Raw genomic sequence first — 24,892 nt, 5'->3', positions numbered from 1 at the left:
TGACGAAGGTAACATTTCTTTAAAATAAGATGATTTTTAGCAACAAAACATCTCAACCTGGTCTATTGCAAAGAAAATCTCACCGTCGCCACTTGCCCCGCGTCATCCATCACCAGGAGTTGGTAATCCCCTTTTACTGTGAGTCGCAGGGTAAGACGACGCCCGCGCTCATCCAGTCGTTCACCGTTAAGAAACCACCAGCGCTCACCTGTCCCACCGCTGGTTTGCACCGGTAATGAAGCCTGTTGAATACCGGGTAAACGCTTCACAATCGCGCCATCGCGCACACCTGTCAACTGCAGCGGTAATGAAGCATCCTGCCCCAGCGGCGGACAGATTGTAGAAACCGGCGGTAACCTCGCGCCCCGACGCTCTGATTCCGGCAGCCAGGGTTCCAGCGGCAATGGCCAGACGATTAATGTTTGCTCACGAGCCTGCGAGCAATCCGCTGCAACGCGTTTTCCCTCATCGTCCAGCCAGACAGGAAAACGAATGCCACTCACGCCTTCTTGTTCGGGTAATAGCAACGTTGGCGGTTGGCTACCGTCCAGTAGCCACGTGGCTAAACGACGACGACAGTTACCATCACCATTCGGCAGAGATTGTCCACCAGGCCAGCACACCACACCGCGGCTAACCGAATCAGGACGCGGATCCTCCGGCTGAGCGCTTCCCCGCGCCAGCAGCAAATTATTCACCTGATTTAAAAGAGGAACGGCGCTGGCAAAACCAAACTGCCCGACCACCGGCGTACCGTCGGGTCGGCCGGTCCAGATACCTATCACATAACGTGAATTAACGCCGATTGCCCATGCGTCACGATAGCCATAGCTGGTACCCGTTTTCCACGCCAGAGGAACCACTCTGCTCAGCGCGTTATCCGGTAGCGGTTGTGCTTCGTCAGCCATAATCCGACGAATAATCCACGCCGCGCCTGCTGACATCAACGGGCGCTCCAGCAGTGGATCTGTCGGCTGCAAACGCAGTTTTCCCGCCTTACCATGACGGGCAAACGCGCTGTATGCCGCCGCCATATCTTCAAGTCTCGCCCCCGCACCGCCCAGGATCAACGACAGATTCGGCGTAGCTCCTGCGGGTAAGTACAACGGCAAACCCACATTACGCAATTTTGCGGCAAAACGCTTCGGTCCATAAGCTTCAAGCACCTGAACTGCGGGTAAATTTAGCGAACGTACCAGCGCTTCACTCATGCTCACCGGGCCATGAAAGCCACTATCAAAATTCCCTGGACGATAATCCCCGGTACGACGCGGCACGTCCTGCAGCAACGAAGCCGGGTGAATCAATCCGTCATCCAGCGCCAGGCCATAAACAAATGGCTTCAGCACCGATCCCGGAGAACGAATCGCGTTCACCATATCCACATGACCAAAGCGGGAGTCGTCATTCATATCTACCGACCCCACCCAGCCACGCACGCTCATATCGGTATGATCGACCACAATCATCGCCAGCGAAGTGCGCGCAGGAAGCCGCCCCTTCCAGTTTTGCGCCAGCTCTTCCAGTTGACGTTGCAGCCCGGCATCCAGCGTGGTCACTATTTTGTCACTGCGACTTTTTCCCAGCATCATGCGCGAGAATAAGGGCGCTAACTGTGGCATCTGTCTGGGAGCTAACCAGACTGGTTCTTCGCGCGACTCCTGTACCTGCTTCGCGGGCCAAATCCCTTGCGTCGCCATACGCTCAAGCACTTTATTGCGCGCAGCTTCGGCGCGATCTGGCCAACGATCCGGGCGCAGACGACTCGGCGCTTGCGGCAGAACAGCCAATAGTGCGGCATCGGAGTAACTCAATTGTGCGGGCGATTTGCCCAGATAGGCCCAACTTGCTGCCCCCACCCCCTGAAGCGTGCCGCCAAACGGTGCACGGTTCAGATAGAGCGTCAGGATATCGCGCTTGGAAAGGTGCCACTCCAGTTGCATTGCGCGCCAGAGCTGGCGGAACTTACCGCCAAAGGTGCGAGGATGAGGGTCAAGCAATCTTGCCACCTGCATGGTGAGCGTACTGCCGCCCGAAACCACGCGTCCAGAGGAGAGATCCTGCCACGCCGCGCGTAGCACCGAAAACGGATTAACACCGGGATGTTTCCAGAACCAGCGATCTTCGTAATTGATTAACGCGTCGAGGTATCGCGGCGAGACCTCATCAATTGTGACCGGATAAAGCCAGATACCGTCCGCATCGGCAAAACGCCATAGCGGTGTACCATCGTACGCCACCACGACACGCGCAGGATCGACTTCATGAAGCGGCAGCGGCCAGATTTTATCTGCCGACCAAACCGCCGCCACGAGTAATAGCATAACGGCGACCAGCCAGAGCCAGCAGCCGCGTTTCCCCAACCGGTGCATCATTTACGGTCTGACAATCAGTGGCCCCTCTGCCGTTCCAGTCGCACGCCACTGCGGAACATACATTGATTCCACCTGCGGTACAGGAATCTGATAGGTCCCCGGCGTTACCGCCCGCGCCAGATACACCAGCGTGACCGGTTGTCCTTCGTTGACTGCCACCGCCGCGACAAAACGGTCGTCGCGGAACTCCATATGCTGAATATCAGCCTGCTGCATCTGATTGAGCAGATTCGCCACTTCGCTACCACTGTCCTGCAGACTGGCACTGCCGTTGGCCAGATTCTGGTTTTCCAGTTCCAGCCCAGCGGGCAGCAGATCAACGACTAACGCATCAGGCACGTTCTGGCTGGCATTTACCGTCAGCCAAACCAGCACCAGTTCGCCGCTGCGCAGAGAGTCCAGCGATTTGCTGTGACCATCCAGCCCCAGGATCTGACGTTCAATATGCAGGACATTGCTGGCAAGCGTCGGCGGGTTTTGCGGGTAACCACTGACATCCAGACGCAGCCATAGTGGCAAATTGCCGGTGTTGGTGACCGACAGCGTAGAGAGCGTGTCCGCATCCAGATTATAAGTTTGCGATTTTTCACCTGTCAGAGGCGGTTCGGCAAGTGACGTCTGCGCCTGCCACGTGCCAGGTAAATCCTGTAGCGTACGCGCGGCAAGGAATAGCGCATTATTTTCCTGAGTAGAGAGCCAGCGCTGGCCGAAGGCCTGTTCTGACAACGTATTCAACAGCGTATTCTGCACGTCAGGTTTGAGCTTATTCTCTTCCAACAATGCCAGCATCAGCGCATTATCGCGCAGCTGACTACCGTAATCCGCCATCCATTGCTGCGCATCGCGGAGTGGTGTATTCAATGCCAGCGTCAACGCCTGTTCACTGCGATTCGCATCACCCATGTTTTTCAGCGCAATACCCAGTTGCAGCAGCGGCAAACCAGACGCCGCTTGTGCACGACGCTCCCAGATTTCGCGTAGTGCGCCGAGCGGGGCTTTCTGCTGACGAGCCAGCACCAGTGCTGCGTAAGCCTGTACTGCAAAGCGACTTGCTGAGGTATCGTCGGTATAGCGAATCGACATCATGCCCGGGTCCTGTAAATAGCGCAGCAACCGTTCATTCCCCCGGTTAATCACCTCTGTCGGTACGCTATAACCTTGTTCGTTTGCTCGCACGAGGAAGTCCATAACGTAGGCCGTCAGCCAATACTCTTCCGGCCCGTTCTTGTCCCACAATGCAAACCCCCCGTTATCACGCTGCATCTGCAGCAACCGGGAAATCCCGAACTCTACTGCCGCACGGCGTTTCTCATCGCTGTCGCCCGCTATGCCCAACGCTTTCAGCTGCGCGGCATTGGTATATAACGACGGGAACAGTCCACTGGCGGTTTGCTCGAGGCAACCGTAAGGATAGGCTTTCAGTTCACGGATGTAGCGCGCCAGATTTAGCGGCGGCTTACCGCTGAACAACAGTTGTCCCTGCACTGTAGCCGGTGAAAAATCAACCAACTCTTCACCAGGCAATTGCCAGGTTTCACCCGGCTGGAGCGCAACACCGTTATTGACGGTTTGCGCCGGGAACGCCGGACGCACGCCGATCTTCCATTGCTTGAGTGAAGCAGAGAACGTTTCGCCAGGCAGTTCCAGACCTGAAATCTCAGCCTGAATTTCACCCTCGCCAAATCCCTCCCGGGCACGCACTGGAACAAACAGCGTGGTACGTACGCCTGGTGCCAGATTCACGGGTGCCGGATCTTGCCCCATCAGTTCCAGTAATCCACTGGCGGCAAGCTTGATATTCAGCGTCTGCGGTTTGTCTGTCAGGTTAGTTACATCCAGCGTCAGTCGCGACGTATCGCCCCCGGCCAGGAAACGCGGGGTATTCAATTCAGCAATCACCGGGGCGGCAACGATCGCTTTACTTTCGCTGCTGCCAAAATCATCCGCCGTCCAGGCCTGCGCCATTACCCGCAGCTCGCCGTTGAAATCACCAATCGGTAACGTCACTGTGCCTTCACCCTGCTCGTTGAGCGTAACCGGCAACGCCTGTTGTGCGACGATATTGACGTGATTGACTGGCGGTTTTCCGCCTCGTTTTAACTCATCGCCATCACCGCCAAAACGCAGTGCCGCCAGACGCCCCTGACCTTCGATCACCTGGCCGTAAATATCATAAATATCTGCACCGTAGCGCTTTTGCCCGAAAAATGCCTGCCACGGGTCTGGCGTGACGTAATCCGTAATATTCAGGACCCCGCTGTCAACGGCAGAGACCAGCACGTTAACCTGTTTTGGTACGTCGCCATTTTTAACGCTGGCTTTAATCTTGACGGTCAATGGTTGATTTGGACGTATTTTCGCCGGGCTTTCCAGCGCCAGCGACAGCCGACGATTCTCATCCCCCAGCGGTAAATGCAGCAGTCCAACCGCACGTTTAGGCGTTGCTGAACGGGATTTGTCACCAGGGCGGATCACCAGCGCACTGAGATACAAATCATGGCGGTTCCAGCTTTTATCGACCGGAATAGAGAGCTCAAGACCATCTGCAGGCACCTCGATTTCTTGCCACCACAGCGGACCCTCACTCGATTCCACCATCGCATAGCCTTTACCCGCTGCTGGCGCAGCAATGTGCAGCTTCATGGTATCGCCGGGACGATAATTAGGTTTGTCCAGTTTCAACGTCACGCGATCGGGACGGACCGCTCCGCTACCGTCGCTGTTATCCTGCCAGCTATAACCCGCCCAGAAGCGTACACTGCTGACCGTATCGTTTGGCGCTTTAACCTCGAGGCGGTATGCGCCCCACTCTACCGGGAAGCTAACTTTACCGGTTTCATCGGCCTTAAGATCCAGCGTCTGCTCACCCTCAACCAGATCTTTTTGGTCAAACTGTGATTGCCAGCCCTCGCCATCAGACCAGTTCCAGTAATAATCCCGACGTTCACGGATCAAACGCACCTGCAAACCGGTTACCGCTTTTTTCTCGCCTTGCGCATCGGCATACACGATATCGAAAGCGGCATTGCTGTCTTCATCAACGATGGGCTGATTTACGGTGGTATCGGTGCGGTAGTCATACACGGCTTTCGCCGCAAACTGCGGACGAATACCCGGCAGCGTATCCGCAGGCCAGATAGCTTGTTCTGCCCGACGGGTCACCGGACGGCCGCCCGACTCCAGCAGACTGGCCTGCAAAATTACCTGCAGCGGCGAATGCGTTTCTTGCCACTGGCTACTGGCGATGACCTCACCGCGACCTTGTGCATCTAACGTAAGCTGAACTTCATCGAGGCTACGGGACAGGTTTTCCTCAGCAATATTACCGAACTGGAATCCTGGTAGCGCCTGCACCGCTTCACGCAGCGGCCGCAGGAAAAGCTGGCCTTGCAGGGCGTTACCGTTGGCAGGTGCGCCATACAGGTAGTAGCCCACAACGGAAAACTTCACGTCATCCGCCGGCGCCACGGGCGTCTTTTCAGCAGCGAGATTGAGCGCCATTCGTTCCGGCATAAAGTCTTCGACGTGGAAATCCCACATCCGCGACTGGTTATCACCGGTATTAGCCCGAATATGCCACATACCAGTTGGCGCACTGCTGTCCAGCGGCCAGCTAAAACGATACAGACCGTTTTCAGGTTGGCTGACCACCGAACGTAGCACCTGCCCGTCGGGCTTCACGACCTCCAGCTTAATGGGCTGATCGGGCAGTGTTCTTCCGTCACTATCACGCAGTAATCCGTTGAGGATCACCGTTTCACCAGGACGATAGAGATCGCGCGGACCAAACATAAAGAACTGTTTGCTGTAGCCCGGCGCACCGGCAATATCAAACTCGGCCAGATCCAGCGCCGGGAGTTTCAAATCCAACAATGTGGTTTGCCCATCTTTTCGCGCCAGCAATAAAGCCGCATCTTTATCAGTTTCAAGCTTTACATGCCCCTGCGCATCACTGGTGGCTTGCGCCAATGTCTGCCCTTTCTCATTGAGTAAGGTGATATCAATCCCTTGTTGCGCAGCACCGTTTTCCAGACTCTGCGTAAAAACATCCAGTTGATTATGGTAACGGTGCGCAGACACACCAATATCGCTGAGCGTAAATAACGTCGCGGCATTGCTGTAGTTGTAATGCCCGGCCTGATTCATCACCGCCACGTACACACCCGCCTGCTGCAGCGGCTTGATATCGCTCAACGGCAGCAACAGTTTTTCTCGGGTATTACGCGTTGGATTGAGATCAAAGCGCCCGGTATACACCAGTTCCGCCATTTTCAGCAGGTTATCTGATTCCCAGTTGGACAATGCGTTACGGTATTCCCACTGGCTGACAAAGGCACCGAGCGATTCAGGTTTCACGCGAAAGAAGTTCACATCTACGCTATCAACGTTCAGCGTCATCACCGGTAATCCTTCGATCACTTTGCCCGGCAGTAGCGAGCCACGACTGGCAAACCCTACGCTGGGCTGAACATCGCGGGTGGTAATATTTTTTTCATACTCAATACCAAACGTCGCTTTATTCAATGCCAACAAGTCACGCTCAATGGTGACCACCAGCTCGCGGTTGGGTTCAAGGTGGCGTAAACGCAGCTCTTTCAGATTCGGCGCCAGCTCCCAGGCTCCGTCCACTTTGCCGCTTTTTTTATCGACAACGTGCACGACGCGGGAAAAATCTTGTTCGGGATTGAGAGGAATAGAGAAAGTCAGGACCAGGGTTGCTGCGCCATCAAGCTGAACTTCAGAGGCATCCAGCAGTGTGAGCGACTTGCCCTGACTCTGCTGTATCAGCTTTTGTAATTGCGCCGGATCTTTTACCAGTGCGCTCTGCGGGGCTGGCGCATCATTTTTCGCCGCTGTTGGCGGCTTATCGTTATTATTATCGCACCCTGCCAGGGCCAGCATCAGCATGCAGGCCGCTACGCGAATATATTTCATTTTTCATCCCTGGCCGCAGTGGCCTGTTAGCTACGTAGTACAACTATTATGCGTCAGATTTCTTACGGTGGAAGTCGGCAAGCGAATGATGTTGTCTGAATTTTAATGATTAATGTGGTTCGGCCTGACAAATCAGCCTCTTTTACTTGTCGCTTTACAGTAAACATCCGACAATTTGCCGAAACCTGGTAAAAATGGAGATGCCTATGACTACCGCCTTCTTTGTCGCTGCCGACTGGCTTGTCGAACATATCGACGACCCGGAAATACAAATTCTTGATGCCCGGATGGCACCTCCAGGCCAGGAAGATCGCGATGTTGGCGAGGAATATCGTGCAGGGCACATCCCTGGCGCTGTCTTTTTTGATATTGAAGCCCTCTCTGACCACACCTCCCCCTTTCCGCACATGATGCCGCGCCCGGAAGCCTTCGCCGTCGCCATGCGCGAGTTAGGCGTGCACCAGGATAAGCACCTGGTGATATACGATGAAGGTAACCTGTTCTCTGCCCCGCGGGCATGGTGGATGTTGCGGACATTTGGCGTTGAGAATGTCTCAATTCTGGCTGGCGGTTTGGCTGGCTGGCAGCGTGATGAGCTCCCCCTGCAGACAGGAAACGTTGACTTGCCCGAAGGTGAATTTGATACAGCATTCGCGCCTGAAGCGGTTGTACGCGTGACCGATGTGCTGCTGGCCAGCCATGAAAAAACGGCACAGATCGTCGATGCCCGCCCGGCGGCACGTTTTAATGCCCAGGTTGATGAACCTCGTCCAGGCCTGAAACGCGGTCATGTTCCAGGAGCACTGAACGTGCCGTGGACAGAACTGGTACGTGACGGAGAGTTGAAAACCACCGATGAGCTGGATGCGATTTTCTTTAGCCACGGCGTGAGCTTTGACAGACCAATCATTGCCAGTTGCGGTTCCGGTGTGACGGCTGCCGTCGTCGTGTTGGCGCTTGCCACGCTGGAGGTTCCTGATGTGTCCTTGTATGACGGTGCGTGGAGCGAATGGGGATCGCGGAGTGATTTACCGGTAGAACCGGTATTATAAAGCTGGAAATGTCGGATGGCGCTTCGCTTATCCGGCCTACAAAATAGCGCACATCCCAGGCCGGGTAAGACATATGCGTCGCCACCCGGCCTGGTCTTTTAGATAATCCGATTCTGCTTAAAGTCGCGCAGGAAACCGCCCCAGCGGCGTTCATAGAACGGTGCAATGTGCTCGGTAATAAAGTGGCTGACGCCCTTCTCACCTTTCTTCACCTGGCAAATATCAATGGGTTCATCGCCCGGTAACGTGTCAGTTGCAACGCTGCCAGTAGCATGAATAATCTCTTCGATATCGCCATCGGCTTCAATACCAATCAACAGGTTCGGCTGAGCATCCGCGCTCTCTCTAATTGAGCAGAGAAATGCGCGCTTCACCGGTTTAATGGTTTTAAACAGCGTGGTCAACGAGTCAATCATCTGTGCGGGCGGTTCGGCAACTTCGGAGAGAATTAGCGATTCACCGCCTTCCAGTACTTCCTGGGTACTCAGAGGGTTGCCTTCTTCCCCCATCAGCAGACTGATTTCGCGTGGCATAAACTCTTTGCCCGTTGGCAGCTTAGCATTGAGAAACAGTGTTTCGCCGAGCGTCATTTCAAACAATGTGCGCACCGGCATAACGACGAACGCTTGTTCATCTTCCACGGCCTGTTGTAAAGCTTCCAGAGAGGTGAAGAACGGAATCACCGTCGTGCCGTCTTCTTTTTCCCAGTGCTGCAGATCCAGCGCACTGTCTTCTACGACCGCCTCACCTTCTGCGGCAGTACCCGGTACCCAGACAGTAGACTCCAGCAACGTGCGGAAAAAGGCCGGACGGTGCGCTGGCTCAGTCGCTGCTTGTTCCAGCAACGTTTCTAATTCGTTTTTTGTTTCAGACATAGGATCACAATAGAGATGCATGTAGGGCGGGCAAGCGAAGCGCCCCCGCCGTTATCTTGCCGGATAGCGCTAACGCTTATCCGGCCTACATAATTAAGCGGTTAACAAGTTTGCAATTGTGCGCACACCCAGACCAGTTGCGCCAGCAGACCACTGCTCAACCGGCGCTTTGCGATAAGTTGCAGAACAGTCGATGTGCAGCCAGCCTTGCTGGTAGTTTTCCACGAAATGGGACAGGAAGCCCGCCGCAGTGCTTGCGCCAGCCGGGTAGGCCGCGCTGCCGGTGTTATTCAACTCGGCAAAGTTAGACGGCAGCTGGTTACGGTGGAATTCCGCCAGGGGCAGACGCCAGAACAACTCGTTTTCTTGTGCAGCACTTGCCAGCAGGCGAGCAGCCAGTTGGTCATCAAAGCTGAACAGCGCGTGGTAATCATTACCCAGTGCTGTTTTCGCGGCACCTGTCAGCGTGGCAGCATCAATAATCAGTTCCGGTTTCTGCGCGCTGGCATCGATCAGGCCATCGGCCAGAACCAAACGACCTTCTGCATCGGTGTTCATCACCTCAACGTTTTTACCGTTGCGATAGTGAATGATATCGCCGAGCTTAAAGGCGTTGCCGCTAATCAGGTTATCCGCGCAGCACAGATACAGCTTCACGCGCTTGTTCAGACCACGGGTGATGGCAAATGCCAACGCACCGGTGACCGTTGCCGCACCGCCCATGTCGGACTTCATTGAGTCCATAAATGCGCTTTGCTTGATGCTGTAACCACCGGAGTCAAAGGTGATACCTTTGCCGACCAGACACGCATAAACCGGCGCTTCTTTATCGCCAGTTGGGTTGTAATCCAGCGCCAGCAGCACCGGCGGACGTTCAGAACCGCGTCCCACCGTATGCAGTCCCATGTAGTTCTGCTCACGCAGATCTTCACCTTTTGTGATGCGGTAAGAGACGTTATCGCACGCGACAGAGCACAGCAGATCAACCGCGCGCTGCGCCAGTTGTTCCGGGCCGAGTTCTTCCGCCGGGGCATTGATGGTGTCACGCACCCAGTCGATAATTTTCAGACGGTTATCCAGCTCTTTGCGCTGTGCCTCGTCCAAAGCAGCCCACTCAACTTTGCGGCTGCCTTTCGGCCCTTTATAGCCCTGCCAGAATGCCCAGCTGCGCTCAGTATCCCAGCCTTCACCGTCCAGTTGAACGTGTTTAATCCCCAGACCGTCAATTTTACGCGCGGCACGCTGGATAAGGCCAAGGTCATCTTTTCCGTTCAGGTGCAGGGTAATGCCATCATTATTGATACTGTATGTTGCCTTTTCACCCCAGCGGGCATCGGCAGGTTGCGTGGAAAGCGTAATTTTCATGGCTTCTGTCATTTTATTTATCCTTATTTTCGCGCATACAGGAAAACGGGCCACCCGTGGGCAGCCCGTTGACTTATTCGGCTTCGTCCAGCCAGACCAGCAAAATGGCCTCAAGGATTTTTTCGTTCGATGCCTGTGGATCATCATCGAACTCTTCCAGGTCACAGATCCATTGGTGCAGATCGGTGAAACGAACGGTCTTGGGATCGAGATCGGGGAACGCGTCGTACAACGCCTCACCGATTTCGCGGCTATCGGTCCACTTCAGTCCCATACTACCCTCTGTTAATGCTCACGCGCATGATTGATTGTGTAACGTGGGATTTCGACCACTAAATCGTCTTCGGTGACACGGGCCTGACAGCTTAAACGGCTCTCCGGCTCCAGACCCCAGGCTTTATCCAGCATGTCGTCTTCTTCTTCTGTGCTTTCCGGCAAAGAATCAAAACCTTCACGTACGATGCAGTGACAGGTCGTACAGGCACAGGATTTCTCACAGGCGTGTTCAATCTCGATACCGTTACGCAGGGCAACGTCGAGAATCGTTTCGCCAGTCTCAGCTTCCAGAACGGCACCATCGGGACAGAGATCCTGATGAGGCAAAATAACAATCTTTGGCATATTAAACCTCGTCCACAGAATGGCCTTTCAGCGCGCTACGGACAGATTTGTCCATGCGGCGAGCGGCGAAATCCTGGGTTTGTTTGTCTACGTTTTTAATGGCTTGTTCGATAGCGTCAACATCGTCGCCCTGTGCAACCTCGCTCAAATGCGCGGCGGCGGCGTCGATAATCTGACGTTCTGCGGCGCTTAACAGCGCGGCATCAGCAGCGAGCGCACCGGACAGGCTTTCCAGTACACGTGCTGCTTCGACTTTTTGTTCTGCCAGCATACGCGCTTTTACATCCTGCTCGGCAAAACTCATCGAATCCTGAATCATAGAGGCGATTTCGCTGTCCGTCAGACCGTAGGACGGTTTGACCTGGATGGAGGATTCAACGCCGGTGGATTTCTCCATGGCGGTCACACTCAACAGGCCATCAGCATCCACCTGGAAGGTCACGCGGATATGCGCCCCACCCGCAGGTAGTGCCGGGATGCCGCGCAGTGCAAAACGTGCCAGCGAACGGCAGTCCTGCACCAGCTCACGCTCGCCCTGCATCACGTGAATCGACATCGCCGTTTGCCCGTCTTTAAAGGTGGTAAAGTCTTGTGCCCGTGCCACCGGAATCGTGGTGTTACGCGGAATCACTTTCTCCACCAGACCGCCCATGGTTTCCAGTCCCAGGGACAGCGGGATAACGTCCAGCAACAGCATTTCGCTGTCCGGTTTATTGCCAACCAGAATATCGGCCTGAATAGCCGCGCCGATGGCAACGACTTTATCCGGATCAATCGAGGTCAGCGGCGTACGGCCAAAGAATTCGCCGACGCGTTCACGCACCAGCGGCACGCGCGTTGAACCACCAACCATCACCACTTCCAGAACGTCTTGCGCCTCAACGCCAGCATCTTTCAGTGCGCGGCGGCAAGCCAGCAGCGTGCGCTTAACCAGTGCGGAAATCAGTTCATTAAAGGTTTCACGGGTGATTTCACCCTGCCATCCCGCCACGTTAACGGTGACAGAGTCCGCATCGCTGAGCGCGATTTTAGCGGCAATCGCGGCATCCAACAGTTCACGCTGTACGCGGTTGTCGCTGCGATCGGCAACGCCCGCCTGCTCACGGATGTAGTCGGCCAGCAGATGGTCAAAATCGTCGCCACCGAGTGCGGAGTCACCACCGGTCGCCAGCACTTCAAACACGCCACGGCTCAGGCGCAGAATAGAAATATCAAACGTACCGCCGCCAAGGTCATAAACGGCAATGACACCTTCCTGACCTGAATCCAGGCCATAGGCAATCGCGGCAGCGGTCGGTTCATTCAGCAGACGCAGTACATGCAGGCCCGCCAGACGCGCAGCATCTTTCGTGCCCTGACGCTGAGCATCATCAAAGTAGGCCGGAACGGTGATCACCACACCGTCCAGTTCGCCGGACAGCGCTTCGGTTGCCCGCGCGGCTAGTGCTTTCAGAATGTCAGCAGAGACGCGTACTGGATTGAGTAAGCCAGCAGCAGTTTCAATCATCGGCAGACCGTTCTCACTCGCCTGGAACGTATAAGGCAAATGCGGGTAGCGCGCCTGAATATCCGCCAGCGAGCGGCCCATCATGCGTTTTACCGAACTGACGGTATTTGCCGTATCCAGCGCCGCGTTAGCACGCGCATCGTAACCGACTGAGTAGCCCTGCTGCTGATAGTGAACCACTGACGGCAACAGGTGGCGACCGTCGTGGTCGGCCAACGTTTCGGCCTGGCCGCTGCGTACAGTTGCAACCAGGGAGTTGGTGGTGCCTAAATCGATGCCTACCGCCAGACGACGCTGGTGCGGCGCAGCGCTCAGACCAGGCTCACTAATTTGTAATAAGGCCATTTTCGCTTCCGGAAATTAAAAATCGAGCAGTTTTTCTTCGAGTTGTTCTGCACTGCTTCGCAGTTTATCGAGAAAACGCAGCTTACGCACGGTATCTGCCGCCGCGTCCCACGTCTCGCTATCCAGCTGTTCTACCATCAATTGATGGCGAACATTGTACATGTCGCTGACACGTTTCATAAACGCATCCAGTCGTTGACTGTCTTTTGCCTGCTCAATCTCATCCAGCTCTTCACGCAGCTCCAACTGTTCCATCAGGAAAGCAGTGTCGCGCACCGTGTGCTGTTCACTTCTGATATCAAAACCGTGTAAAGACAGTAAGTATTCGGCGCGCATCAAGGGATGACGCAGCGTTTGCCAGGCCTGGTTGATAGTGGCGGACTGCGAAACTGCAGCAAGTTGTTCCGCCTGAGAACCGCTGGCGAATTTATCAGGATGATACTGACGTTGTAGATCCTGAAAACGTAGGCTCAGCGCCTGAGTATCGAGCTGATAACGGGCCGGTAAGCCAAAGAGGGTGAAGTAGTCCATAACATTCTCAGGGCATCGATTCTCTGTTGTTCGATGAGGCAAAACCAGAGAGTCAGGTAAAACAAACCCCACGCGCAGGCGACCACGGTGGGGTTATCAGTAAGCGCGTTACACGTGGAAGCTTTCGCCGCATCCACATTCGTCTTTCACGTTCGGGTTAGTGAACTTAAACCCTTCGTTCAGACCTTCTTTGACGAAGTCTAACTGCGTACCGTCGAGGAATTGCAGGCTCTTTCCGTCGATCACGACTTTTACGCCTTTGTCTTCAAACACGGTATCTTCAGCCGCCGGCTCGTCAACAAATTCCAGTACATAGGCCATACCTGAGCAGCCGGAGGTTCTCACGCCCAGACGCAGACCAAACCCTTTACCGCGGTTCGCCAGGAAGGTATTTACACGCGCTGCTGCACTGTCGCTTAAGGTAATCGACATAATAAAACCTCAACTCTTAATTATTTTGCTTCACGTTTGCTTTTGTAATCCGCAATCGCGGCTTTAATCGCGTCTTCAGCCAGAATAGAACAGTGAATTTTCACTGGTGGCAGTTCAAGTTCGTCTGCGATATCGGTGTTCTTAATCGCCTGTGCTTCGTCCAGCGATTTCCCTTTTACCCATTCGGTAACCAGAGAGCTGGAGGCAATAGCGGAACCGCAGCCGTAAGTCTTGAAACGCGCGTCTTCAATGATACCCTCATTGTTGACTTTGATCTGCAACTTCATCACGTCGCCACAGGCCGGTGCACCCACCATGCCGCTGCCCACGTTCTCGTCGCTGTTGTCAAAAGAGCCCACGTTACGTGGATTCTCGTAATGATCGATAACTTTTTCGCTGTAAGCCATGATGAATTCTCCTTATTGGTGCATTGGTGCCGAATTAGTGATGTGACCATTCAATACTGTTCAGATCCACGCCCTGCTTGAACATTTCCCACAGCGGAGAAAGGTCGCGCAGACGGCCGATGGAGTTACGAACCAGATTGATGGCGTAGTCAATCTCTTCTTCGGTAGTGAAACGACCTAAAGAGAAACGAATTGAGCTATGTGCCAGCTCGTCAGTCATCCCCAGTGCACGCAGCACGTAGGAAGGTTCCAGGCTTGCAGAGGTACATGCAGAACCGGAAGATACCGCCAGATCTTTCAGCGCCATAATCAGCGACTCGCCTTCAACAAAGTTGAAGCTGACGTTGAGAATGTTCGGTGCGCCATGCTCGAGGTCACCATTGAGGTATACCTCTTCCATGTCTTTCACACCGTTCCACAGACGGTTACGCAGACCGCGCAGACGCGCCATCTCGGTTTCCATCTCTTCTTTGGCGATACGGTAAGCTTCACCCATACCGACAATTTGGTGAACAGGCAGCGTACCGGAGCGCATGCCGCGCTCGTGACCGCCGCCGTGCATCTGCGCTTCGATACGGATACGCGGTTTACGACGCACATACAGCGCGCCGATACCTTTCGGGCCATAGATTTTGTGGCCAGAGAAGGACATCAGGTCCACTTTCAGCTGGCTCAGGTCGATAGGCAGTTTACCTACACTCTGGGTTGCATCAACGTGATAGATGATGCCACGCGCGCGGCACATTTCGCCGATCGTCGCAATGTCCTGTACCACGCCAATTTCGTTGTTCACGTGCATGATGGACACGAGGATGGTGTCATCACGCATCGCCGCTTCAAGTTCTTTCAGGTCGATAATGCCGTTACGCTGCGGGGCGAGGTAGGTGACTTCGAACCCTTCGCGCTCCAGCTGACGACAGGTGTCCAGCACGGCTTTGTGTTCGGTTTTGCTGGTGATGATGTGCTTGCCTTTTTTCTGATAAAAGTTGGCTGCACCTTTAATCGCCAGGTTATCGGATTCAGTCGCACCGGAAGTAAAGACGATTTCACGCGGGTCAGCGCCCACGAGGTCGGCAATCTGGTTACGGGCGATATCTACCGCCTCTTCAGCCTGCCAGCCGAAACGGTGTGAACGAGACGCTGGGTTACCAAAGTTTCCGTCCAGGGTCAGACACTGCATCATTTTCTCGGCAACACGCGGGTCCACCGGCGTGGTTGCGGAGTAATCGAGATAGATCGGTAATTTCATTGCTCTATAAACTCCGTACATCGCTTCAATGCAAGGAATCAGGCAACCGGCTGGATGTACGACCGAGTTAACGGGATGTCTGACATCCCGGCCTGATTCTGAAATACTTTTTACGCTTCATCTTGCTGGTTGCCTTGATGCAAGCAGAAGATAGTGCGTAATTTTTATTAGGCACGCAGTTTGACGTCGATAGCGTCTTGCGTACGGGTGCTGCGTGGAGCGTCATGCGTGTGCTGGCGACCAGACACATCGAGGACTTCCTGATTATTTACCAGTTCGCCCAACGTAATGTTGTTGAGGAAACCGGTCAGGCGGTCGCTAAGATCGCGCCACAGCGCGTGGGTCAGGCACTTATCGCCGCCCTGACAACCGCCTTTACCCTGGCAACGGGTCGCATCTACAGACTCGTCAACAGCGCTAATAACTTCACCTACTGCGATGCTGCCTGCATCTTTACCCAGCAGATATCCGCCGCCTGGTCCGCGTACGCTGGAAACCAGACCGTTTTTACGCAAACGGGAGAACAACTGCTCCAGATACGACAGGGAAATGCCCTGACGCTCAGAAATATCAGCCAACGGTACCGGGCCCGTTTCGGAGTTGAGCGCAACGTCCAACATTGCGGTCACGGCATAACGCCCTTTTGATGTCAGTCTCATGTCTTACTTAGCCTCAAACTCGCCCCTGCCCGGGGTTTTTTATTGTAAAATGGGGGTATTGCATAGCAGGGGCAAGTCTGACATTCCCGACTAAATCAGTCAACTATTTACTTGACTAATTTAGTCAGGTATTTTGCGTTCCGTGCGGTATTCGTTTGCCGGATGGCGCTTCGCTTATCCGGCCGACAAATCGTGCGGCCTGTAGGCCGGATAAGCGAAGCGCCATCCGGCGTAAAGACAGGTTACTTCCCTTTATTCTGTTGTTCAATCGACGCTAAAATCCCGCGCAGGATATTCAGTTCCTGGCTCTCTGGACGTGCGCGAGTAAACAGACGACGCAGCTTGTTCATCACCTGCCCCGGATGGCCTTCACGGATAAACCCGGTCGACAGCAGTGTCTGTTCCAGATGACCGTAAAAACGCTCTAAATCGTCGACCAGTGGATACTGGGTTTCTTCATAGTCAGCTGCTTTACCGCTTTCCTGCGTTGCCAGCCAGGCCATGCGGACTTCATAAGAGATGACCTGAACCGCCATCGCAAGATTGAGCGAACTGTATTCCGGGTTCGCGGCAATGGCGACGTGATAATGGCACTTCTGCAGCTCTTCGTTGGTCAGGCCAACGCGTTCGCGGCCAAACACCAGCGCCACCGGGGAGTTCGTCGCTTCAGAAACGCTTTTTAAACCACATTCACGCGGATCCAGCATCGGCCACGGTAATGTGCGCGAGCGCGCACTGGTGCCTACTACCAGACTGCAACCCGCCAGCGCTTCATCAAGCGTATCGACGATCTGCGCGCTGCCAATCACATCGCTGGCACCTGCCGCCAGGGCGATGGCCTGAGAGTCCGGTTTAACCAGTGGATTGACGAGCCACAGATTGGTTAAACCCATAGTTTTCATTGCGCGGGCCACAGAGCCCATGTTGCCAGTGTGAGAGGTTTCCACCAGCACGATTCGAATATTTTGCAGCATTGTATTTCTTCGGCTAAAGATTATTCGGGCATATTATCATAAAACGAAGACATATTCCGAACTCGCTGCTATACTCTGCGCCGTTTTCCCGTTCTTTAACATCCAGTGAGAGAGACCGATGCATCCGATGCTGACCATCGCCGTGCGCGCAGCGCGCAAGGCGGGTAATGTAATTGCCAAACACTACGAAACACCAGACTCTGTAGAAACCAGCCAGAAAGGCAGCAATGATTTCGTGACTAACGTCGATAAAGCCGCCGAAGCGATTATTATCGAAACAATCCGCAAATCTTACCCTCAGCACACCATCATCACCGAAGAAAGCGGTGAACATGTTGGTGAAGATCTGGATGTTCAATGGGTTATCGATCCACTGGATGGCACCACCAACTTCGTAAAACGTCTGCCGCACTTCGCGGTTTCCATCGCAGTACGCATTAAAGGCCGTACTGAAGTCGCCGTTGTTTACGATCCAATGCGTAACGAACTGTTCACCGCAACTCGCGGCCAGGGCGCACAGCTGAACGGCTACCGTCTGCGCGGCAGCACGGCTCGCGATCTGGATGGCACCATCATCGCCACCGGTTTCCCGTTCAAAGCGAAGCAGCACGCCGCTTCTTATATGAAAATCCTCGGCAACATGTTCACCGAATGCGCGGACTTCCGTCGCACGGGTTCTGCTGCGCTGGATCTGGCATACGTTGCCGCTGCACGCGTTGATGGTTATTTTGAAATTGGCCTGCGCCCGTGGGATTTCGCTGCAGGCGAGCTGATTGCTCGTGAAGCTGGCGCACTGGTATGCGACTTTACCGGAGGTCATAACTACATGGCGACTGGCAACATTGTTGCTGGTAACCCGCGCGTCGTTAAAGCCATGCTGGCTAACATGCGTGACGAACTGAGCGACGCGCTGAAGCGTTAATCTGCTGTGGTGCCGGATGCGACGCTTTCGCGTCTTATCCGGCCTACAATTCCTACCGCTCACTAATCTAAAACGGTCTTAATCCCCTGCCCACCGGCACCGCGCTCATCCACATGACTACCGCAGCAGCAATCAGCACCGCACCACCGGTTAATGCCAGCGTTGTCCAGCCAATCTGTCGCCACAATACCGGCGCTTTATGTCCGCTAAGTCTCACCGCCAGCGAACGGAAACTGTGTACCAGCAGAGCCAGTGACGTAATCGTCAAAGAGGTTCCAGCCGCCATCGCCAGCGCCGATGCCATCCCCCAGTTAAACACGCCAACCACTTTGCTAAACAGCAGCACCATGATGGCTCCGGAGCACGGGCGCATGCCCATAGACAGAATTATCATCAGTCGCGCACGCCAGTCATCCCCGTGTTGTATCTGCTCAGGGTCTGGCAAATGTTGATGCCCACAACCACAGCCATCATGATGGATATGCTGCGGTGCAAAAGCGGTAAACGTCGGGCGACGCAGCAACTGGCGCAACTTTCTCAGCGCACGAGCGCACAGCAGCACCCCCAACACCCCCACCAACGCATAACTTCCTTTCTCCAGCCAGAAACTGCTCATATGCAATTGCCGGGCCGGTAGCTGCAGTACCGTAAGCACCACTATCACCAGCCCAATTGCGACCAGTCCCTGTAACAACGAAGACGCCAGCGTCAGCCCGATACTCGACTTCAACTTCGACGGATGGGTCGCAAGCCAGGTGGTAATAACAATTTTCCCGTGTCCCGGCCCCAGCGCGTGTAGTACCCCATACAGGAAACTAAACAGCAGCAGCGATCCCCCGGCCCGGGTCGGATTAGCAGCAACCGCTTTGAGCAACCCACTCATCTGTTGATTAACATCGCGCTGCCAGACGACACTTTTCATCATGACCTGCGGCCAGATCTGCCATAGCCACAGTATGCCGCCCGTCGCCAGCAGCAAAAACAGCGCCAGCGGCCATAGGCTAAGCCAACGACGTCTGACCGTGTGTGGTCGATAAATTACTGACATTGTAACGTCACCGTCTGTGCAAACTGTTTACCTAATTCCATATCCTCCGGCGGTGCATCTTCTTTATCCAGCGACTGTGCAAAACTCAGCGTTTGTTCATTCGGTGTCGACGTATGCACGGAAATCCGGCATTGCTGGCGTAGGGGCTGTGCCAGAGAGGCATCACTGTCTTTGTCATAGCTCATATCGACGTAGTAGGTCGGATCGAACGTTGAAATACTATATTTTTGTCCGTTCAACGGCTGCGGCTCTGCCAACGGCAGCACAAATGTCAGCACCGCCTGATGATCCTCACGTTCCATACCATATTCCGTCGGCCGATTTTTAAACTTTACCTTTTGTCCCGCATGCCACACTTCAGTGAAATAGTGCTGCCCAAGGACGTTGGCCATCACTTCTGCCGCCAGTTTTTTCCAGATCTCATCACCCGGTTTGGCATTCCCCGCATCATAAAGCAGATCAGTCGAGGTGATTTCATCCATCGTCCAGCGCATTTTCAGCGCTACAAACTGGTTATTTTCACTCAATATCTCAGTTTTCAGGTGGATAAAACTGTGGGGATGCGCACCGACATTAAAAGACAGGATAGCCAGGATCAACGTGACAATGATGCGTTGAACGCGTTGCATGAGTTCTCCACGGTAACAATACAGGCCGCCACAATGATGACGTCCTGGGCGAAAAGAGTGGTGAGCATATCATCGAACGGAAAAATGTTGAGCACCCTTTTCCGGTATCGATTCAGTTCTCAATTTCGACATTTTATTATTTTCCCGTCACCGTAAAAACGACGATTCATGGCTTCAATTTACGTCAAATGATGCATAGATGTTAATTATAAGTTTCATATTAATGAATTATTAACAAATATAGCGTCAGATAAAATCCAAATCTCATCAAATTTAACCAAAAATTAACTTAAAACTCTCCAATAATTAACAAAAATGGGCATAGATCACATTCATCAAACTTATGATTCATTCCCTCTTCCATTCGTTGTTAACTTCACGCCGTAACATGCCCTGCCCCCTACTAAAGGTACAACTATGAAATTCAAACTCGCATTACTCAGTGCAACCCTGGTTTCTGCATGCATGTTGTCCGGCACGTCGTTTGCGGCGGAAAAATATGAAATTGCTGTGGTTGCCAAAGTCACCGGTATTCCGTGGTTTAACCGAATGGAAACCGGCGTGAATGAAGCAGCAAAAAAACTCGATGTAAATGCTTACCAGACCGGCCCGTCAACACCAGATCCGGCACAGCAGGTAAAAGTCATTGAGGATCTGATCGCTAAAAACGTGAATGCGATCATCGTGGTTCCTAACGATGCCAAAGTCCTCGAACCTGTACTGAAAAAAGCACGCGATAAAGGCATCGTGGTCCTGACGCACGAATCTCCGGACGAGCACATCGGCCAGTGGGATATCGAAACGATTGATAGTGAAAAATACGCGCAGGCCAACGTCGATGAACTGGCGAAAAATATGGGCGGCAAAGGGGGATATGCTATCTATGTAGGTTCGCTGACCGTGCCGTTGCATAACGCATGGGCTGATTATGCAATTAAGTACCAGAAAGAAAAATATCCGGAGATGTTCGAAGTCACCTCCCGTTTACCCGTCGCGGAAAGCATCGATAAGTCCTATGCCACCACGCTGGATCTGATGAAAACTTACCCGCAGATGAAAGGCATTATCGGTTTCGGCTCACTGGGTCCTATCGGTGCAGGCCAGGCCGTTCAGAAAAAACGCGCCAAAGATAAAATCGCCGTCGTCGGTATCGCAATGCCGGCACAAGCAGCGCCTTACCTGATGCGTGGCGACATCAAAAAAGCGCTGCTGTGGGATCCGAAAGACGCGGGCTACGCGCTGGTAACGGTTGCCGATCAGCTGCTGCAGGGCAAAGAAGTCAACGCCGATTTGAGTATCGATGGTTTAGGGAAAGCCGATATCGACACGGAGAAGAAAGTGATCCGCTTTAACAAGATCCTCGAAGTCACCAAAGACAACGCGCAATCACTCGGTTTCTAAGGCTTTAGCCAACACCAGGGAACCTTAACGCCGACCGTCTGGCCGGCGCTATCTACCAAACTAACACTCAGCGTCCGCGAGGACGCTCGCAGGGGTATTGTCCATGACAGACACCACCGCATTTATCACTCTTGAGAATATCAGCAAACAATTCCCGGGCGTGCTGGCGCTGGATAAGGTGAATTTGACGCTGAAAAAAGGCGAAGTTCACTGTCTGGCGGGTCAAAACGGTTGTGGTAAAAGCACCATTATTAAAGTGATCTCCGGGGTCTATAGCCCTGAAAAAGGCGCACAAATTTTACTCGACGGTAAATTGTTCCATCACCTGACGCCGCAACTCTCTTCCCACTATGGGATTCAGGTTATTTATCAGGATTTGTCGTTGTTTCCCAATTTTAGCGTCGCGGAAAACATCGCGGTCAACCGCTATCTGCCCGGCGGCGATATCTGGGTACGGCGTGGCGCCATGAAACAGCAGGCGCTGGCGGCCATGAAGCGCATCGGTGTGAACATCGATCCCGATAAAAAAGTCGAAAAACTCTCGATTGCCGACCGACAACTGGTCGCTATTTGCCGGGCAATCGCCGCCGATGCCCGGCTGGTCATTATGGACGAGCCCACCGCCTCTCTGACCCGCCAGGAGGTTAATGGCCTGCTGCGAGTGGTCAACGAACTGAAGGCTGCCGGAATTTGCGTGGTGTTTGTCAGCCATCGTCTGGATGAGGTGATGGAAGTGGCGGACCGAATTAGCGTGATGCGCGACGGTAAACTGGTGGGGACATTCCCGGCCAGCGAACTCGACAGCCACGAACTGGCCTTCCTGATGACCGGACAACGCTTCCACTACAGCCCACTGCCACAAAGGCCAGCCATTGAGCAGGAACCGCTGCTGGAGCTGCGCAATCTCAGCCGTCGGGGCAAATACCAGAACATTAATCTGTCGCTGCACGGCGGCGAGATAGTTTCCATTGTGGGTCTGCTGGGTGCCGGACGTACCGAACTCTGTCTGAGCCTGTTCGGCATGACGCATCCTGAAAGCGGTGAAATCCGCATTAACGGCCAACCAGTCCGGCTTAACAATAACCATGATGCGATTAAGCACGGAATCGGCTACGTCTCTGAAGATCGCCTGACGCAGGGGCTTATCATGGAGCAGTCGATCTATGACAACACCATCGTCACGGTATTTGACCAACTGCACACCCGCAGCGGCCTGCTCGATCATCGCAAAGCGCAAAAGCTGGTCGCTGACCTGATCCGCGAGCTGAACATTAAAGTCTCCGATCCACATCTGCCGGTTAAAACACTTTCTGGTGGTAATGCCCAGCGTATCGCCATTGCTAAATGGGTGGCGACCAATCCGCGCATCCTGATCCTCGACTCGCCTACCGTTGGCGTGGACATTGCCAACAAAGAAGGCATTTATCAGATAGCCCGCGATCTGGCGGAACAGGGAATGGCGGTACTGATGATTTGCGATGAAATCCCGGAAGCGTATTACAACAGTCATCGTGTGCTGGTGATGCGCCGCGGCAAACTGGTGGCGGAATTTAATCCTCATCACTGCCGTGAAGAGGAGATTGCTGAAGTAGTCGAGGTAATCAATGAATAGTCTGCGTCTCTCCCGTTTAATCGGGCAACATGAATTCTGGCTGGGCCTGCTGGTCGTGGCGCTCGCCGTCGGGCTGAGCGTCAGCACCGACGAGTTTTTGTCGCTGGGGAACCTGACGGATGTGGCCACCAGCTACGCGATTCTTGGCATCCTTGCCTGCGGTCTGTTTGTGGTACTGATTTCCGGCGGAATCGACATCTCCTTCCCGGCGATGACCGCCATTGCCCAATACGCGATGGCCAGTTGGGTGATCGGCCACGGCGGCAACTTCGCACTGGCGCTGGCGATTGCGGTTGCAGTGGGTCTGCTGCTCGGACTCATCAACGGTTTCCTGGTCTACTGGCTGCGCGTTCCGGCGATCATCATTACTATCGCCACATTGAACGTTTATTACGGCCTGCTGGTTTACACCACTAAAGGCACCTGGCTGTATGGCTTCCCCGACTGGTTTATGAACGGCATTAACTGGTTCTCGTTCACCGCAGCGGACGGTTACGACTACGGTTTGACCCTGCCCTTGCTGTGTCTGGCTGCGGTGATCATCTTTACCGCCGTACTGATGAACTATACCCGTCTTGGCCGTCAGGTTTACGCCATGGGCGGCAACCGTGATGCGGCCTCGCGTCTGGGACTGAACCTGCTGAAACTGCATTTCTACGTCTATGGCTACATGGGCATTCTGGCGGGCGTTGCCGCCGTGGTGCAGGCACAAATCACTCAGTCTGTGGCCCCCAATTCACTGCTTGGTTTTGAGTTGACGGTGCTGGCGGCGGTGGTGCTCGGCGGAACCAGTATGAGCGGCGGACGCGGTACGTTAACCGGAACCCTGCTCGGCGTGGTCCTGCTGGCCTTCTTACAAAACGGCCTGACGCTGCTCAGCGTCTCCTCTTACTGGCATACCGTGTTCAGCGGCGCCATTATCCTGGTCAGCATCAGCGCCACGGCCTGGAACGAAAAACGCAAACTGGCAAGGGAGCTTTGAGATGAAAACAATCGCCAGATTTTTACCCGGTGATGCCATCATTCGCCTGCAATGCGTCATTATTGTGGTCGTCGCACTGGTCTTCTCGGCCCTGCTCGGCAGCCGTTTTTTCAGCGTCGCTAACTTCCAGTCCATCGGTTCGCAGTTACCGATCCTCGGCATGCTGGCCCTGGGGATGGGCATGACCATGCTGACCGGCGGCATTAACCTGTCGATTATTGCCGGGGCGAACGCCTGCTCGCTGGTGATGGCGGCGATTATCGTCACCCATCCGGATAACCCTCTGTTTCTGGTGCTGGCACTGCTGGCAGGCGCTGCCGTCGCGGTTGCCATTGGTACCCTGAACGGTGCGCTGATCGCCTGGGTCGGTGTATCCCCCATTCTCGCCACGCTCGGCACCATGACGCTTATCTCCGGGCTGAATATTCTGCTGTCTAACGGGACGGTCATCTCCGGCTTCCCGACGGCGATTCAATATCTTGGCAACGCAACGATTGCCGGGGTTCCGGTGGCGCTGTTGCTCTTTTTCCTCGTGGCGATCCTGCTGTGGGTACTGCTCGAACACACCACATTAGGGCGCAGCCTGTATCTCGTCGGCTCCAATGAACAGGCAACCCGCTACAGCGGCGTGAATACCCTACGAGTACAAATTTCCGTGTACGTCATTTCGGCACTGCTCGGCTGGGTCGCCGCCATTCTGATGATGGCGAAATTCAACTCGGCGAAAGCCGGATACGGCGAATCCTACCTGCTGGTCACCATCCTTGCCTCCGTACTCGGCGGCATCAACCCGGATGGCGGCTTCGGGCGCATTATCGGCCTGGTGCTGGCACTTATCGTGCTGCAAATGCTGGAAAGCGGTCTTAACTTGCTGGGGGTCAGTAGCTATCTGACGATGGCGCTGTGGGGCGCGGTGCTGATCCTCTTTATCGCATTACAGAATCGTAAAGCCTGATTTCAGGAGAAAAAAT

21 protein-coding genes are annotated in these 24,892 nt (G+C 54.2%); 6 read left to right on the top strand and 15 right to left on the bottom strand.

Annotated elements, in window-relative coordinates; genetic code table 11:
- Positions 1-62: 62 nt before the first annotated feature.
- Both pbpC and NNN64_RS05125 read right to left on the bottom strand, forming a co-directional pair.
- Positions 63-2,375, bottom strand: a complete 2,313-nt coding sequence (pbpC, locus tag NNN64_RS05130; protein ID WP_271440695.1) for a peptidoglycan glycosyltransferase PbpC — start codon at positions 2,373-2,375, stop codon at positions 63-65.
- Entirely contained in the window at positions 2,376-7,310 is a 4,935-nt protein-coding gene (locus NNN64_RS05125; RefSeq protein WP_271440694.1) for an alpha-2-macroglobulin family protein, read from the bottom strand. It lies immediately after the preceding gene.
- A 206-nt stretch (positions 7,311-7,516) separates the two neighbouring features.
- Between NNN64_RS05125 and sseA the strand changes: the two genes are divergently transcribed.
- Positions 7,517-8,362 carry a 3-mercaptopyruvate sulfurtransferase gene (sseA, locus tag NNN64_RS05120; RefSeq protein ID WP_271440693.1) on the top strand — a complete coding sequence of 282 codons (846 nt, stop codon included), beginning with the start codon at positions 7,517-7,519 and terminating at the stop codon, positions 8,360-8,362.
- A 98-nt stretch (positions 8,363-8,460) separates the two neighbouring features.
- On the opposite strand, the gene sseB is transcribed toward sseA, so the two are convergent.
- The 11 genes from sseB to trmJ all read right to left on the bottom strand — a co-directional run bounded on the left by sseB (position 8,461) and on the right by trmJ (position 17,327).
- Positions 8,461-9,237: an enhanced serine sensitivity protein SseB gene (sseB, locus tag NNN64_RS05115; RefSeq protein WP_271440692.1), complete on the bottom strand. Its 777-nt coding sequence runs from the start codon at positions 9,235-9,237 to the stop codon at positions 8,461-8,463.
- Positions 9,238-9,330: 93 nt separating this feature from the next.
- Entirely contained in the window at positions 9,331-10,614 is a 1,284-nt protein-coding gene (pepB, locus tag NNN64_RS05110) for an aminopeptidase PepB (protein ID WP_271440691.1), read from the bottom strand.
- A gap of 61 nt (positions 10,615-10,675) precedes the next feature.
- Positions 10,676-10,876, bottom strand: coding sequence for a Fe-S cluster assembly protein IscX (gene iscX, locus NNN64_RS05105; RefSeq protein WP_003037694.1), 201 nt, complete (start codon positions 10,874-10,876; stop codon positions 10,676-10,678).
- An 11-nt stretch (positions 10,877-10,887) separates the two neighbouring features.
- The gene (gene fdx, locus NNN64_RS05100) at positions 10,888-11,223 is read right to left on the bottom strand and encodes an ISC system 2Fe-2S type ferredoxin (protein WP_003037690.1); all 336 of its coding nucleotides are present in this window, start codon (positions 11,221-11,223) and stop codon (positions 10,888-10,890) included.
- Between the two features lies 1 nt (position 11,224).
- Positions 11,225-13,075 (bottom strand): Fe-S protein assembly chaperone HscA, encoded by a 1,851-nt coding sequence (hscA, locus tag NNN64_RS05095; RefSeq protein WP_271440690.1) that lies wholly within the window; start codon positions 13,073-13,075, stop codon positions 11,225-11,227.
- A gap of 15 nt (positions 13,076-13,090) precedes the next feature.
- A complete protein-coding gene (gene hscB, locus NNN64_RS05090; protein ID WP_271440689.1) occupies positions 13,091-13,606 on the bottom strand; it encodes a co-chaperone HscB in 516 nt (171 codons plus the stop codon).
- 108 nt (positions 13,607-13,714) lie between these two features.
- Entirely contained in the window at positions 13,715-14,038 is a 324-nt protein-coding gene (iscA, locus tag NNN64_RS05085) for an iron-sulfur cluster assembly protein IscA (RefSeq protein ID WP_003835203.1), read from the bottom strand.
- Between the two features lie 20 nt (positions 14,039-14,058).
- A complete protein-coding gene (iscU, locus tag NNN64_RS05080; RefSeq protein ID WP_002913991.1) occupies positions 14,059-14,445 on the bottom strand; it encodes a Fe-S cluster assembly scaffold IscU in 387 nt (128 codons plus the stop codon).
- A gap of 34 nt (positions 14,446-14,479) precedes the next feature.
- Positions 14,480-15,694, bottom strand: a complete 1,215-nt coding sequence (gene iscS / locus NNN64_RS05075; RefSeq protein WP_271440688.1) for a cysteine desulfurase — start codon at positions 15,692-15,694, stop codon at positions 14,480-14,482.
- 167 nt (positions 15,695-15,861) lie between these two features.
- Positions 15,862-16,353, bottom strand: a complete 492-nt coding sequence (iscR, locus tag NNN64_RS05070; RefSeq protein WP_005120405.1) for a Fe-S cluster assembly transcriptional regulator IscR — start codon at positions 16,351-16,353, stop codon at positions 15,862-15,864.
- Positions 16,354-16,595: 242 nt separating this feature from the next.
- Positions 16,596-17,327, bottom strand: coding sequence for a tRNA (cytosine(32)/uridine(32)-2'-O)-methyltransferase TrmJ (gene trmJ / locus NNN64_RS05065; RefSeq protein WP_271440687.1), 732 nt, complete (start codon positions 17,325-17,327; stop codon positions 16,596-16,598).
- Between the two features lie 118 nt (positions 17,328-17,445).
- Between trmJ and suhB the strand changes: the two genes are divergently transcribed.
- Positions 17,446-18,249, top strand: coding sequence for an inositol-1-monophosphatase (gene suhB, locus NNN64_RS05060; RefSeq protein ID WP_003835237.1), 804 nt, complete (start codon positions 17,446-17,448; stop codon positions 18,247-18,249).
- Positions 18,250-18,316: 67 nt separating this feature from the next.
- Here the strand turns inward: suhB and NNN64_RS05055 are convergent, their stop codons facing one another.
- Positions 18,317-19,297, bottom strand: a complete 981-nt coding sequence (locus NNN64_RS05055; protein WP_271440686.1) for a nickel/cobalt transporter — start codon at positions 19,295-19,297, stop codon at positions 18,317-18,319.
- Positions 19,288-19,926: a DUF1007 family protein gene (locus tag NNN64_RS05050; RefSeq protein ID WP_271440685.1), complete on the bottom strand. Its 639-nt coding sequence runs from the start codon at positions 19,924-19,926 to the stop codon at positions 19,288-19,290. Before NNN64_RS05050 ends, NNN64_RS05055 begins: the two co-directional genes overlap by 10 nt.
- Before the next feature lie 417 nt (positions 19,927-20,343).
- On the opposite strand from NNN64_RS05050, the gene NNN64_RS05045 reads away from it, so the two are divergent.
- From NNN64_RS05045 to NNN64_RS05030, 4 genes are all read left to right on the top strand, one after another.
- Complete coding sequence (locus NNN64_RS05045) at positions 20,344-21,327, top strand: autoinducer 2 ABC transporter substrate-binding protein (RefSeq protein ID WP_006683457.1); 984 nt, start codon at positions 20,344-20,346, stop codon at positions 21,325-21,327.
- A 103-nt stretch (positions 21,328-21,430) separates the two neighbouring features.
- Complete coding sequence (locus tag NNN64_RS05040; protein ID WP_271440684.1) at positions 21,431-22,939, top strand: sugar ABC transporter ATP-binding protein; 1,509 nt, start codon at positions 21,431-21,433, stop codon at positions 22,937-22,939.
- Positions 22,932-23,921: an ABC transporter permease gene (locus tag NNN64_RS05035; protein WP_271440683.1), complete on the top strand. Its 990-nt coding sequence runs from the start codon at positions 22,932-22,934 to the stop codon at positions 23,919-23,921. Before NNN64_RS05040 ends, NNN64_RS05035 begins: the two co-directional genes overlap by 8 nt.
- Before the next feature lies 1 nt (position 23,922).
- Positions 23,923-24,876: an ABC transporter permease gene (locus tag NNN64_RS05030; protein ID WP_271440682.1), complete on the top strand. Its 954-nt coding sequence runs from the start codon at positions 23,923-23,925 to the stop codon at positions 24,874-24,876.
- The last annotated feature ends 16 nt before the right edge of the window (positions 24,877-24,892 follow it).

Origin of the sequence: Citrobacter sp. Igbk 14 (assembly GCF_028069825.1) — a bacterium.
In the GTDB taxonomy this organism is placed as follows: domain Bacteria; phylum Pseudomonadota; class Gammaproteobacteria; order Enterobacterales; family Enterobacteriaceae; genus Citrobacter.
The sequence above is the reverse complement of the archived record's forward strand: the minus strand, read 5'-3'. Positions and strand labels throughout refer to the sequence as shown.

What these genes read in the sequence shown, in the direction of transcription:
- pbpC (WP_271440695.1), bottom strand. Translation starts at nt 2,375, where the DNA reads ATGATGCACCGGTTGGGGAAACGCGGCTGCTGGCTCTGGCTGGTCGCC.
- NNN64_RS05125 (WP_271440694.1), bottom strand. Translation starts at nt 7,310, where the DNA reads ATGAAATATATTCGCGTAGCGGCCTGCATGCTGATGCTGGCCCTGGCA.
- sseA (WP_271440693.1), top strand. Translation starts at nt 7,517, where the DNA reads ATGACTACCGCCTTCTTTGTCGCTGCCGACTGGCTTGTCGAACATATC.
- sseB (WP_271440692.1), bottom strand. Translation starts at nt 9,237, where the DNA reads ATGTCTGAAACAAAAAACGAATTAGAAACGTTGCTGGAACAAGCAGCG.
- pepB (WP_271440691.1), bottom strand. Translation starts at nt 10,614, where the DNA reads ATGACAGAAGCCATGAAAATTACGCTTTCCACGCAACCTGCCGATGCC.
- iscX (WP_003037694.1), bottom strand. Translation starts at nt 10,876, where the DNA reads ATGGGACTGAAGTGGACCGATAGCCGCGAAATCGGTGAGGCGTTGTAC.
- fdx (WP_003037690.1), bottom strand. Translation starts at nt 11,223, where the DNA reads ATGCCAAAGATTGTTATTTTGCCTCATCAGGATCTCTGTCCCGATGGT.
- hscA (WP_271440690.1), bottom strand. Translation starts at nt 13,075, where the DNA reads ATGGCCTTATTACAAATTAGTGAGCCTGGTCTGAGCGCTGCGCCGCAC.
- hscB (WP_271440689.1), bottom strand. Translation starts at nt 13,606, where the DNA reads ATGGACTACTTCACCCTCTTTGGCTTACCGGCCCGTTATCAGCTCGAT.
- iscA (WP_003835203.1), bottom strand. Translation starts at nt 14,038, where the DNA reads ATGTCGATTACCTTAAGCGACAGTGCAGCAGCGCGTGTAAATACCTTC.
- iscU (WP_002913991.1), bottom strand. Translation starts at nt 14,445, where the DNA reads ATGGCTTACAGCGAAAAAGTTATCGATCATTACGAGAATCCACGTAAC.
- iscS (WP_271440688.1), bottom strand. Translation starts at nt 15,694, where the DNA reads ATGAAATTACCGATCTATCTCGATTACTCCGCAACCACGCCGGTGGAC.
- iscR (WP_005120405.1), bottom strand. Translation starts at nt 16,353, where the DNA reads ATGAGACTGACATCAAAAGGGCGTTATGCCGTGACCGCAATGTTGGAC.
- trmJ (WP_271440687.1), bottom strand. Translation starts at nt 17,327, where the DNA reads ATGCTGCAAAATATTCGAATCGTGCTGGTGGAAACCTCTCACACTGGC.
- suhB (WP_003835237.1), top strand. Translation starts at nt 17,446, where the DNA reads ATGCATCCGATGCTGACCATCGCCGTGCGCGCAGCGCGCAAGGCGGGT.
- NNN64_RS05055 (WP_271440686.1), bottom strand. Translation starts at nt 19,297, where the DNA reads ATGTCAGTAATTTATCGACCACACACGGTCAGACGTCGTTGGCTTAGC.
- NNN64_RS05050 (WP_271440685.1), bottom strand. Translation starts at nt 19,926, where the DNA reads ATGCAACGCGTTCAACGCATCATTGTCACGTTGATCCTGGCTATCCTG.
- NNN64_RS05045 (WP_006683457.1), top strand. Translation starts at nt 20,344, where the DNA reads ATGAAATTCAAACTCGCATTACTCAGTGCAACCCTGGTTTCTGCATGC.
- NNN64_RS05040 (WP_271440684.1), top strand. Translation starts at nt 21,431, where the DNA reads ATGACAGACACCACCGCATTTATCACTCTTGAGAATATCAGCAAACAA.
- NNN64_RS05035 (WP_271440683.1), top strand. Translation starts at nt 22,932, where the DNA reads ATGAATAGTCTGCGTCTCTCCCGTTTAATCGGGCAACATGAATTCTGG.
- NNN64_RS05030 (WP_271440682.1), top strand. Translation starts at nt 23,923, where the DNA reads ATGAAAACAATCGCCAGATTTTTACCCGGTGATGCCATCATTCGCCTG.